This is a genomic window from Cellulosimicrobium cellulans, from assembly GCF_016907755.1.
Lineage (GTDB): Bacteria > Actinomycetota > Actinomycetes > Actinomycetales > Cellulomonadaceae > Cellulosimicrobium > Cellulosimicrobium cellulans_D.
On sequence record NZ_JAFBCN010000001.1, the window covers coordinates 480384 to 492606 of the forward strand.

Annotated in this window: 8 protein-coding genes; 4 read left to right on the top strand and 4 right to left on the bottom strand. The window is 75.5% G+C overall.

Annotation, left to right across the window (positions count from 1 at the left end; all coding sequences use genetic code 11):
* Positions 1 to 5: 5 nt before the first annotated feature.
* The 3 genes from JOE63_RS02110 to JOE63_RS02120 form a co-directional block, all read right to left on the bottom strand.
* Entirely contained in the window at positions 6 to 1067 is a 1062-nt protein-coding gene (locus JOE63_RS02110; RefSeq protein ID WP_204538734.1) for a YihY/virulence factor BrkB family protein, read from the bottom strand.
* Positions 1068 to 1367: 300 nt separating this feature from the next.
* On the bottom strand, positions 1368 to 2534 hold the full coding sequence (locus tag JOE63_RS02115; RefSeq protein WP_204538737.1) for an AI-2E family transporter: 1167 nt from the start codon (positions 2532 to 2534) through the stop codon (positions 1368 to 1370).
* Positions 2535 to 2587: 53 nt separating this feature from the next.
* Positions 2588 to 3697, bottom strand: a complete 1110-nt coding sequence (locus JOE63_RS02120) for a LacI family DNA-binding transcriptional regulator (RefSeq protein WP_087470533.1) — start codon at positions 3695 to 3697, stop codon at positions 2588 to 2590.
* 308 nt (positions 3698 to 4005) lie between these two features.
* Between JOE63_RS02120 and JOE63_RS02125 the strand changes: the two genes are divergently transcribed.
* From JOE63_RS02125 to JOE63_RS02140, 4 genes are all read left to right on the top strand, one after another.
* A complete protein-coding gene (locus JOE63_RS02125; protein ID WP_204538740.1) occupies positions 4006 to 5385 on the top strand; it encodes an ABC transporter substrate-binding protein in 1380 nt (459 codons plus the stop codon).
* Between the two features lie 189 nt (positions 5386 to 5574).
* Entirely contained in the window at positions 5575 to 8154 is a 2580-nt protein-coding gene (locus tag JOE63_RS02130) for a glycoside hydrolase family 31 protein (protein ID WP_204538743.1), read from the top strand.
* Between the two features lie 208 nt (positions 8155 to 8362).
* Positions 8363 to 8743, top strand: coding sequence for a carboxymuconolactone decarboxylase family protein (locus JOE63_RS02135; protein WP_087472648.1), 381 nt, complete (start codon positions 8363 to 8365; stop codon positions 8741 to 8743).
* Positions 8744 to 8793: 50 nt separating this feature from the next.
* Positions 8794 to 11028, top strand: coding sequence for an AAA family ATPase (locus JOE63_RS02140; RefSeq protein ID WP_307839900.1), 2235 nt, complete (start codon positions 8794 to 8796; stop codon positions 11026 to 11028).
* Here JOE63_RS02140 and JOE63_RS21310 read toward each other — a convergent pair.
* Positions 11025 to 12197, bottom strand: coding sequence for an epoxide hydrolase family protein (locus tag JOE63_RS21310; RefSeq protein WP_204538746.1), 1173 nt, complete (start codon positions 12195 to 12197; stop codon positions 11025 to 11027). The genes JOE63_RS02140 and JOE63_RS21310 overlap by 4 nt on opposite strands.
* Between the last annotated feature and the right edge of the window lie 26 nt (positions 12198 to 12223).

Consider the following 12223-nt stretch of genomic DNA (forward strand, 5'->3'; position numbering starts at 1 on the left):
CCTCGCTAGGCGTCGCGGCGGTCGGCGTCGGCCGAGCGCCCGCCGCTCCCGCGGAGCGCACGCGCCTGCTCGACGGCCTCCTCGCGCTTGGCCGCCTTCTTGTCGCTCGCGCGCGTGTCCCGCGGCGGGAGCTGGAGGCGCTCCTCGGCCTCGATCCCGCCCTGGAGCTCCCGGCTGCGCTCGACCTCCGCGTCGAGCTCGGCGCCGAGCAGGAGGGCGAGGTTCGTGATCCACAGCCAGAGCAGGAAGATGATGACGCCGGCGAGGGTCCCGTACGTCGCGCCGTAGCTGCTGAGGCCGCTGCCGAGGTAGAGCCCGAACGCCGCGGAGGCGAGCGCCCACACGAGGATCGCGAGGATCGCGCCGGGGCTGACCCACCGGAATCGCGGCTGCTTCACGTTGGGCGTGAGGTGGTAGAGCAGCGCGACGAGGACCACCACCAGCAGGATCGCCACGGGCCACTTCGCGACCTGCCACACGGCGATCGCCGTGTCCCCGAGGCCGACGAGCTCGCCGACCTGCCGGGCGATCGGCCCCGAGAGCACGAGGCTCGCGACGACGAGCGCGGCGAGGACCACCACGACGACCGTGACGCCGAGCATGACGGGTCGCAGCTTCCAGATCGGGCGGCCCTCCTCGACCTCGTAGATGCGGTTCATCGACCGGCTGAACGCCCCGACGTAGCCCGACGCGGACCACAGGGCCAGCACGACACCGATGACGAGCGCCCACCCGGCCTTGTCGGTGTTCGCGGCCTGCTCGACGAGCGGCTCGATCATGCTCAGCGTGGTGGACGGGACGACTCCCTCGACGCTCGTCAGGACCGAGTCGACGGCCTTCTCGCCGTCCCCCACGAGCCCGAGGATCGACACGAGCGCCAGGAGCGCCGGCGCCGCGGCCAGCACGGCGTAGTACGTGAGCGCGGCCGCGAGGTCGGTGCACTGGTCGTCCAGGAACTCGCGGACGGCGCCCTTGAGCGCGAAGCCCCACGACGGCTTGTGCAGGTCGGAGGGGGAGCGCGGCTTGCGCTCGGAGTCGGGCTCGGGGCGTTCGGTGTCCGCGGTCATCGGGCCTCCTCGGTCGACGTCGCGGCGGGTCGCGCCCCTCGGCGCCCCGCCGGGCCTGTCCGCCTCCAGGCTCGGTTCGGTGCCGAGCGCTCGCAAGCCCGGCGCGCGACCCGCGAGGTCCGGGGGCGTCGGCGCAGGGGCCTGGCACGCCCGTCCGGCTCGTCCCGCCACCGTCGCCGAGCACGACCCTGCTCCTCGTCGAGCACGACGTCGCTGTCGCCAGGGGGCCCAGAACGACAGCGACGTCGTGTTCGACGCGGACCGAGGGGCCGCTGGAGGCTCGTCGTGGCGACGACGGCGTCACCGCTCGTCGTCGCGGGGGGCCTCGTCCCGGTCGTCCGGTCCTGCTCCTGGCCGCCCCGCGACCGAGAGGGCGAGGTCCTCGCCCGCGCCGGGGACGTCGTCGGGCTCGGGCGGCGTGCGCAGGGCGGAGAACACCGCCCACGTCACCCCGATCACGGGGATGGCGACGATCGCGCCGAACAGACCCCCGACGATCGTGCCCGCGCTCACGCCCACGCCGATGACGAACGGGTGCAGCCGGGCGTGCTTGCCCATGACGAGCGGCTGGATGAGGTGGCCCTCGAGCTGCCCGACGAGCGCGATCCCGACGCCGACGAGCACCGCCTTCCACACGCCCTCGGACGCGAGCGCGACGAGCATCGCGACGGTCATCGCCGCGGGCGCCCCGATGAGCGGGACGAACGAGCCGACGAACACGAGGACCGCGAGCGGCAGGGCGAGCGGCACGCCGAGGCCCAGCAGCACGAGGTAGCCGAGCCCGCCGACGCACGCCGCGGTGAGCACCGCGCCGCGGGTGAAGGCGCCGAAGAACCGCCACGCGACGTCGCCCGCCGTGCGCCAGGCAGGTCGCACGCGCGCGGGGAGCTGCGCGACCGACCAGGACCACATGCCCTCGCCGCCGATGAGGAAGCACACCGCGCCGAACACGCCGAGCGCGACCACCATGAGCGCCACCAGCAGCGTCCCCAGCCGGGTCGCGGCCGCGCCGGCGAGCGTCGTGCCGTGGGCGCGCAGCCAGTCGACGACGCCCGCGCTCCACCGGTCGAGGTCCGCGTCGGTGATGGTGACGGGCAGCCCGCCCGACCGCGCGGCGTCGAGCAGCTCGCCGACGCCGTCGCCGACCCGGGCGACGACGTCGGGCCACTGCTGCGCCACGCCCGTCACGGCGAGCCCGACCACCGCGACCACGACCGCCACCCCCGTGAGCAGCGCGAGCACCGCCGCGACCGCCGGGTGGGAGAAGCGTCGGTAGCGCAGCGTCACAGGCCGCAGCACGGCGGTGAGGACGAGGCCCAGGAACAGCGCGACGACGACGAGGCGGAGCTGCGAGAGCAGCCACAGCACGACGCCCAGCACCGCGGCGGCGAACAGCAGCCGCCAGGACCAGGCGCCGACGCGGCGGAGCCAGAGCGGGGCGAGCACCGAGGCGTCGTGGTCGGTCACGCGCCGATGCTCCCACGGGCCCCACGCGGGCGGAGGCCCGGCTCGCGGGCCGGCTACCGCGCGGGCGCGGTCGACGCACGCACGACGAGCGCGACGTCGATGCGGGTGACGCCGGTGGGGCCGTCGGCCGGCTCGTCGCGGGCCGCGTCCGGGGCGGGCCGCCGCGGTCGGGACGTGCCCTGGTCGAGCGCGTCCAGGAGCAGGTCGGCCGCCGTGCGCCCCTTGAGCGCGGTGTCCTGCGCGACCGTCGTGAGCGGCGGGTCGACGTAGCGCGCGATCTCGGCGTCGTCGAACCCGACGACCGACACCTCGTCCGGGACGCGGACCCCGGCCTGCGCCAGCCCGCGCGAGATCCCGGCGGCGAGGACGTCGGCCGTGGCGAACACCGCCGTCGCGCCGGGGTGCTCGGCCGCGACGCGCGCTGCGGCGTCGAGGCCGTCGTCGTACGTCGTGTTCGCCGCCACGACGTGGAGCACGACGCCGTCCCCCGTCTCCCCGCGGACCAGGGCCCGTCCCTCCCCGGCTGCCGGGTCGAGCCCGAGACCCGTGCGGAACCCCGCGAGGCGCTCGCGGACGACCTGGCTCGTCGTGCCCACGGGTCCGCACAGCACGACCTCGCGGTGGCCCAGGGCGCGCAGGTGCTCGCCCGCGAGCCGCCCGCCCTCGAGGTCGTCGGCGCGCACGGTCGCGGCGCCGGGGGCGTCCACGTAGGTGTCGACGACGACGGCGGGCACGCCCCGCGGCAGGTCGAGCGCCGCGAGCTCGTCGTCGGTGAAGCCCATGACGACGATCCCGTCGAGGTTCCAGCGCTGCACGGAGTCGAGCACGTCGCGGTGGTGCGTGACGCCGCGGAGCATGAGGTGGTGGTCGCGCTCGCGCAGGCGTGCCTCGACGGCCCCGGCGACGGCGACGTCGTGCGGGCTGCCCAGCAGGCTGCCGCCGTCGGCGCGGTCGGGCAGCAGCAGGCCGACGAGGCGCGTGCGGCGCGCAGCGAGGCTCTGCGCCGGGCCGTTGGGCACGTAGCCCCGCACGGCGACGATGCGCTCGACCTCGCGCGCGGTCGCGGGGGAGACGCGGCCGAGGTTGCCGTTGACCACGTTGGAGACGGTCATGACGGACACGCCCGCCTCCCGGGCGATGTCCTTGAGCGTGACGCGGGCCATCGGCGGCGCGGCTCCTTCGGTCGAGGCGGGGCGTGGGCGGGCGGTGGTCGGCCCGGGAGCCGACGGTACGTCGTCGTGCGGCACCGGGCTCGACGGTCTCGCGCCCAGGCCCGTGACCAACTCGTGACCACCGAGCTCCTTGACGACCGATCCTAGACGCGTTTAGCGTTAAACATATAGCGCTAAACCTCGCCGGGGACGGCGGCTCGTGCGGGACGGTCCGCACGGGTGCCGAGGGGCGGCGCGGGAACCCGAGCCAGCAGACCGTGGGCCATCATGGCCGCGGGAGTCCGCACCGAGGAGAGACGATGAAGTCAGCAACCACGGTGGGCGCGTTCGCGCTCACCGGCGCCCTGGTCCTCACCCTGACCGCGTGCAGCACCGGCGACGACGCCGAGGGTGACGGCGTCGCCAGCTCCGGCGCGGTCGAGATCGAGGTCTCGATCGACGCCGGCCTGGACGACGACGCACGCGCCAAGTTCGACGAGCGCGTCGCGCAGTTCGAGGGCGAGCACCCGGACATCACCGTCACGGCACGCGAGTACACGTGGGAGGGCACGACGTTCGCGACGGAGCTCGCCGGCGGCACGCTGCCCGACGTCTTCACCATCCCGTTCACCGACGGCCGCGGCCTCATCGAGCGCGAGCAGATCGCCGACATCAGCGACCTCGTCGCCGCGCTCCCGTACGCGGAGGACTTCAACCCGAACGTCGCGCAGGCCGGCCAGGCCGCCGACGGCTCGATGTGGGCCGTGCCCATCGCCGCCTACAGCCAGGGCCTGCACTACAACCGCACGCTGTTCGAGCAGGCCGGGCTCGACCCCGACGACCCGCCGACCACGTGGGAGGAGGTCCGCGCGGACGCGAAGACCATCGCGGACGCCACGGGCGTCGCGGGCTACGCGACCATGACGTCGGGCAACACCGGGGGCTGGATCCTCACGACGCTCACCGACGCGTTCGGCGGCGCCGTCCAGGAGTTCGACGGCGAGACCGCGACCTCGACGATCGACACCCCCGAGGTCACCGAGGTGCTCGAGTACCTGCACGCGCTGCGGTGGGAGGACGGCTCGATGGGCGCGAACTTCCTCTACGACTGGGGGAGCATCAACCAGGACTTCGCCGCGGGCCAGATCGGCATGTACGTCTCGGGCGGCGGCAACTACGGCAACCTCTTCACGCAGAACGCGATGAACCCGGACGACTACGGCCTCACGGTCATCCCGCTCGTCGGCGACGGCGGCGTCCTCGGCGGCGGCACGCTCGCCGCGGTGAGCGCGAAGGCCTCGCCCGAGGAGCAGGCGGCCGGCGTCGAGTGGATCGACTTCTACTACATGCAGAAGCTCGCGGACGAGGACGCGGCGAAGCTCGACGCCGAGACCGCCGCCGCGAACGACCAGCCGGTCGGCGCCCCGGAGCTCCCGGTCTTCGACGAGCAGACGTACCTCGAGTCGCGCACCTGGATCGCGGACTACGTCAACGTGCCGGTGGACCAGATGAGCTCCTACACGGAGAACATCTTCGACCAGCCGGTGGTCCCCGAGCCCGCGCGCTCGACCCAGGAGATCTACGCGCTGCTCGACCCGGTGGTCCAGGCCGTGCTCACGGACGAGAACGCGGACATCGACGCGCTCGTCGCCCAGGCGCAGAAGGAAGCCCAGGCGCTCCTCGACGCCGCCCAGGGCTGACGCCCACCGCCGAACCCGGGGTTGCAGGTACCTCAGGCGCCGAACCCACCCGTATCCCCGGGTTCGGCGCCGCACCGGGCCCGTGACCCCGGGGTCGGCGTCCCACCCGTGCGCCACCACGGACCCACCACGACGCCGGCGGTCACGACTCCCGTGATCACGAACCAGCACCGACAGGAACTGCCCCACATGACCTTCCCGCCCCGCATCCCGACCAGCCCCGTCGCCCGCCCCGAGGCGACGATCCGGGGCGACGGGTTCCGGATCACGGTGCTCGCCGACGGGCTCGTGCGCCTCGAGCGCGCGGAGGACGAGGCGTTCGAGGACCGCGCGTCGGCGTTCGCGCTGCACCGCGACCTGCCGGTGCCGGAGTTCCGGGTCACCCGGTCCGCCACCGGGTCCTCGGACGGGGTCGAGGTCGTCACGGACCGGCTGCGCCTGCGGTACGACGGCGGCCCGTTCACCGCGAGCGGGCTGAGCGTCGAGGTGCGCGGCGCGCACTCGGCCTACCACGGGGTGTGGCGGTACGGGCAGCGCGGGCCGGGCGTCCCGGCGACGGCGGTCCCGCTGGAGCCCGACGCCGTCGGGAACGGACCGGGCAACCTCGGCGGGACGGCGCGCACGCTCGACGAGGCGGACGGGCCGGTCCCGCTGGGCCCTGGGGTGGTCTCGCGCGACGGCTGGGCCGTGATCGACGACTCGGCGAGCCTCGTCCTGGACGACGACGGCTGGGTCGCCCCGCGCGACGGGTCGCGCCAGGACCTGTACGTGTTCGCGTACGGGCACGACTACCGCGCCGCGCTGCGGGCGCTGTACGCGCTGTCCGGCCCGCAGCCCGTCCTGCCCCGCTACGCGCTCGGCACGTGGTGGAGCCGCTTCCACCGGTACTCGGCCGCGTCGTACGCGGAGCTCGTGCGGCGCTTCCGTCGCGAGGGCGTCCCGCTCTCGGTCGCGGTGCTCGACATGGACTGGCACGTGACCGACGTCGACCCGCGGCACGGGAGCGGGTGGACCGGGTACTCGTGGAACCGCGAGCTGTTCCCCGACCCGGCGGCGTTCCTGCGGTCCCTGCACGACGACGGCCTGCGCGTCACGCTCAACGTGCACCCCGCGGACGGGGTCCGCGCGTTCGAGGACGCCTACCCGGCGATGGCGGCCGCGCTCGGCCGGGACGCGGAGGGCGGCGACCCGATCGCGTTCGACGCGACCGACCGGGACTTCCTGCGGGCGTACGTCGAGGTGCTCCACCGGGGCCTCGAGCGCGACGGGGTCGACTTCTGGTGGGTCGACTGGCAGCAGGGCGGCGTCTCGCGCGTGCCGGGCGTCGACCCGCTGTGGATGCTCAACCACGTCCACTACCTCGACAACGCGAGCGCGGGGTCGCGGGCCGCCGCGGGACGCGCGACGCGCGCGCTGACCTTCTCCCGGTACGCCGGCCCGGGGAGCCACCGCTACCCGGTCGGGTTCTCGGGCGACTCGGTCATCTCGTGGGAGTCGCTCGACTTCCAGCCCTACTTCACCGCGACCGCGAGCAACATCGGGTACGGATGGTGGAGCCACGACGTCGGCGGCCACATGCACGGCACCAAGGACGACGAGCTCGCGACGCGCTGGGTGCAGCTCGGCGTCTTCTCGCCCGTCCTGCGCCTGCACTCGGCAGGGAACCCGTTCACGCGCAAGGAGCCGTGGACGTTCGGCCCCGAGGCCCGCGACGCCCAGGTCGCGGCGCTGCGCCTGCGCCACCGCCTGCTGCCCTACCTGCACACGATGAACGTCCGGGCCGCCCGCGAGGGCGTGCCCCTCGTCCAGCCGCTCTACCACGAGTGGCCGGAGCAGCCCGAGGCCTACGTGGCCCGCAACCAGTACCTCTTCGGGTCCGAGCTCGTCGTCGCGCCGATCACCGCCCCCGCGGACCGCGAGGCCGGGGTGGCCGCGGTGCGCGCGTGGCTCCCGGAGGGCACGTGGGTCGACCTGCTCGGCGGGCTCGTCTACGACGGCGGCCGCGAGGCGTGGCTGCACCGCGACCTCGCGAGCATCCCCGTCCTCGCGCGGTCGGGCGCGGTCGTGCCGCTCGACGGCGCGACCGTCCCGGGCAACGGCGTGGCCCACCCGGAGCACGTCGAGGTCCTCGTGGTCGTCGGGGCCGACGGCGCGCTCGACCTCGTCGAGGACGCCGAGGGCCTCCCGGTGGGAGCCGACGGCGGAGCGTCGGCCGGGGCGGACGGGTCGTCCCCGCCCGCGGAGGCTCGCACCCCGGTCGTGTTCGAGCAGGCGACCGGAAGGGCCGTCGTGGGCCCGGTCGAGGGCGACGCGCGCGTCGTGCCCGCCCGGCGGCGCTGGACCCTGACGTTCCCGGCGCTCGCGGCCGACGACGACGGACCGGTCGTGACGGTCGACGGCGCCCGGGCGGACGCGCTCGTCGAGCGCGACGACCGCGGGCTGCACGTCACGGTCGAGGCGGTCGCGCCGGCGTCCTGCCTCGTCGTCGACCTCGGGCGGGGACCACGGCTCGGGGACAACGACGTCGACGCGCGCCTGTTCGCCGTGCTCGACCGCGCTCGTGTCCCGTACGACGACAAGGAGCGCGCCCACCGCGTGCTCACGGCGGACCGGCCGCTGTCGGTGCGCGTGTCGCACCTGCAGGCGCTCGGCCTGCCCCGCGCGCTCGAGTCCGCGCTCACCGAGATCCTCCTGGCCCGTGTGCCAGGTCAGCACGTCACCGGCGAGGACGTCCTCACCGGCCTGTCGGAAGCCGTCCGACCGGCCTGAGGGTCCGTCGGGTGCCGCGCCGTTCGTGCTGGGGCGGCGCGGCACCCGGACGAGCCTCGGCCCCGCCCTTGCTCCGGCCGTCATGCGTTCTGCGTGACGACCCCGCGACGCACCGTCGTCATGCTGGCGGGAGGGGCGATCGGGCAGGGGCGACGGGCCCGGGGCGGCCGGCCCCGGTCGACCCGCGTCGGAAGGGTGGGTGGTCGGCGTGGACCACGCGGAGGTGCTCCGGCGGCTCACGGTCAACGACGAGCGCGTCGCCGACGGCACCGGGCTGGGGGACGACGCGCTCTCCGGGCGCGACCGGGCCCTGGTGCGGATCGCGGCCGCCGTCGCCGTCGGGGCTCCGGTCCCCACCTACGGTGCCGAGATCGACGGGGCGGTCGAGGCCGGGGTCGACGCGGAGGAGGTGGTGGGGGTCCTCGCGGCGGTCGTGCCGGTCGTCGGGCTGCCGACGGTCGTGGCGGCCGCGCCGCGGGTCGCGCTCGCCCTGGGCCTGGAACCCGTCGAGGGGTGGGACGACGCCGACGGGCCCGGGCCCGCGGGGGGCAGCGCGTCGTCGGACGGCGCGCTCCGGCGTCCCGGGTGATTTCCCAGGCTCCGGTTGAGGCCCCCAGGGGCCGCTCCTAGGCTGCTCGCGTGTCCGACGGGAGCCGTCAGGCGGTCACCGCGCGACCGGATCTCAGCACGGCGCTGCTCGCGGGCAAGGTCGAGCCACCGGCGCCGCGCCGCGGTGCGGTCTCGCGGCGCGGGCTCGTCGAGCGCGCACGGCGGGACGGCGCGCGGGTCGTCGTGGTGACGGCTCCGCCCGGCTACGGCAAGACGACGATGCTCGCGGAGTGGGCGAGCGTCGAGGACCGCGCTGTCGCGTGGGCCAGCCTCGACCGGCTCGACGACGACCCCGGCGCCCTGCTCACGCTCCTCGCCCTCGCGTGCGCGCCCGTGTCGCCCGAGGTCGCCGCGGTGGCGGCCGAGATGCGCGGCACGGGCGCGGCGATGCTCGGCCGGTCGGCCCCGCTGCTCGCGTCCGCGCTCGCGCGCACGGGCACGCCGTTCGTGCTGTTCGTCGACGACCTGCACGAGGCGGGCTCGGTGGCCTGCCGGGACGCGCTCGAGGTCGTGCTCGGCGGCGTCCCGCCGGGGTCGCAGGTCGTCGTCGCGAGCCGCCGCGCGCCCGGGTACGACGCGCGGCGGCGCGTGGAGGGCGACCTCGTCGAGATCGGCCCCGACGACCTGCGGGTCGACGCCGCCGGCGCGCGCGAGATCTTCCGCGCCGCGGGGGTCGAGCCGGGCGAGGCGCTGGACCGCGTGGTCGAGCGGTGCGAGGGCTGGCCGACGGGCGTCTTCCTCTGCGCGCTGCTCGTGCGCGACGGCGAGGACCCGGCGTCCCTCACGGGGACCGACCGGTTCGTCGCCGACTACCTGTACCGCGAGTGCATGACCCTCCTTCCCGCGCGGACCCAGCACTTCCTGCGCGCCACGGCCGTGCTCGACCAGCTCTCGGCGCCGACGTGCGACGCCCTCCTGGGCACCACGGACGCCGCGGAGCGGCTGCGCGAGCTGGAGGACGCGAGCCTCTTCCTGGTCCCGCTCGACCACCACCGCGGCTGGTTCCGCTACCACGCCCTGTTCCGCGAGTTCCTGCTCGCAGAGCTCGACCGGGTCGAGCCCGACGCCGTCGCGCCGCTCCACCGGCGCGCCGCCGCGTGGCACGTCGACGAAGGGCTTGAGGCCCGCGCGGTCGAGCACCTCCTCGCGGCGGGCGACGTCGAGGAGGCGGCCGTCCTCGTCGGGCGCCTCGCGCTGTCGACGTACCAGGACGGCGGGGTGGCCGTCGTGACGCGCTGGCTCGACACCCTCGGCGACGCCGTCGTCGAGGCGTTCCCCGAGCTCATGGTCGTCGCCGCGTGGCGCGCGCTGCTGCTCGGCGAGTCCCCGGCGGCCGAGCGGTGGGCCGCCGTGCTGGAGGGCTTCGACGCGTCCCTCCTCCCCGACGAGGACCGCGTCGCGCTCGAGTCCGCCCGGTGCCAGGTGCGGGCCGCGATGTGCGTCGACGGCCCGGAGGCGTCCCTCGCGTGCGCGGCGTACGCCGTCGAGCACGAGCCCGCGTGGAGCCCGTGGCGGGACCAGGCGCTCCACCTCCTGGGCTCGGCCCACCTGCTCGTGGGCGACCGGGACGCGGCGCGCGAGGCGTTCGTCGAGGCCGTGGCGTGCGGGGCCGGGGCGGGGAACCCGGACTCCGTGCTGCTCAGCGAGGCGGAGCTGGGGATCCTCGCGCTCGACGACGGCCGGTGGGACGACGCCGAGCGGCACGCGCGCGTCGCGGTCGACACGGTCGACGCCCACCACATGGAGGGCTACTCGACCACGGCGATCGCCTTCGCCGTGCGTGCCCGCGTCGCCGCGCACCGGGGCGAGCACACCGCGGCGGAGCGCTTCGTCGCGCGCGGGATGCGCGCCCGGGTGCCCTGCACGTACGTCATGCCGTACCTCGCGCTGCGTGTCCGGCTCCAGCTCGGGTACGCGTGCCTCGCCCTCGGGGACCGCACGACCGCGACCCACCTCGCCGCCGAGGCGGCCGAGATCCTGCGTCGCCGCCCGCGCGTCGGGCTGCTCGCGGGCGAGGTCGCCGCCTTCCGGGCCCGGCTCGAGACCGTCGCGGCGACGCGCGGGGCACCGCCGCTCACCCCGGCCGAGCTCCGGCTCCTGCCCTACCTGCAGACCCACCTCACGATGGCGGAGATCGGCCGCCGGCTCTTCGTGTCCCGCAACACCGTGAGCACCCAGGTCGGCGCGATCTACCGCAAGCTCGGTGCGACGACCCGCGGCGCCGCGGTCGAGCGCGCCGTGACCCTCGGCCTCCTCGGGAGCTAGAAGCGGTCGAAGAACGACCGCAGCTCGTGGGCGTAGACCTCGGGCTGCTCGAACGGGGCGAAGTGGCCCCCGCGCGGTGGCTCGGTCGCGTACACGGTGTTCGCGACGCGGTCGAGCCACGCGCGGGGCGGGCGGACGACGTCGCCGGCGAACACGGAGAACCCGGACGGGACGTCGACGTAGCGGGCGAGCTGCTCGCGGGGGATCGCGGCGTTCGCGCGGTAGGCGCGGACGCCGGCCCCGACGTTGCCGGCCGCCCAGTGCTCGGTGAGGAGGGCGAGGACCTCGTCCCGCGTGTACACCGACTCGAGGTCGCCGTCGCAGTCGCTCCACGACCGCAGCTTCTCGACGACCCATGCCGCGAGCCCGGCGGGGGAGTCCATGAGTCCGACCGCGAGCGACTGCGGCTTGGTGCTCTGCACCGCCGCGTAGCCGCCCTCGGCGGTGCGCCACCGCGTGCTCTCGTCGAGCCAGTCGCGCTCCGGGGGCGTGAGGGACGCGGGGTCGCCCGTGAACAGGGGAAGCCCGGCGTCGGTGCGGTGCACGGCGATCACCCGGTCGGGGAAGTCGAGCGCGAGGAACCGCGCGACGTGGCTGCCCATGTCACCGCCCGCGACGAGGAAGCGGTCGTAGCCGAGGGCGGTCATGAGCTCGGCCCACAGGGCGGCGACCGTGCGGTTGTCCGGGGTCGGGCCGGAGGGGGCGTCGGAGAAGCCGAAGCCAGGCATGTCGGGGACGACGAGGTCGAAGGTGCGCTGCGCCGGGCCGCCCGGGGCCGCGGGGTCGCCCGGGTCGGTCAGGAGCGGCACGACCTTGCGGTACCGCCACGCGGAGTCCGGCCAGCCGTGCGCGAGCAGGAGCGGGAGCGGGGGCGCATCCCCCGGTCGCGGGGTCGCGAGCGCGTGGAGGAGGTGGACGCGGGTCCCGTCGATCGTCGCGCGCCGGCTCGGGAGCGCGGAGAGCCGTGCCTGGTGCGCGGCGAAGTCGAAGCCGTCGGCCCAGTACGCGACCAGGTCGCGCAGGTACGCGACGTCCGTGCCGGCGTCCCACCCGAGCCCGTCCGGGGCGTCGACCCACCGGGTCGCGCGGAGGCGGGACCGGAGGTCCGCGACCACCGCCTCGGAGATCTGCGGGGTGTGGTCCTCCAGGTCGGTCACGAGGTGCGTCATGCGTCCGAGGCTAGCCGCGCCCGCGG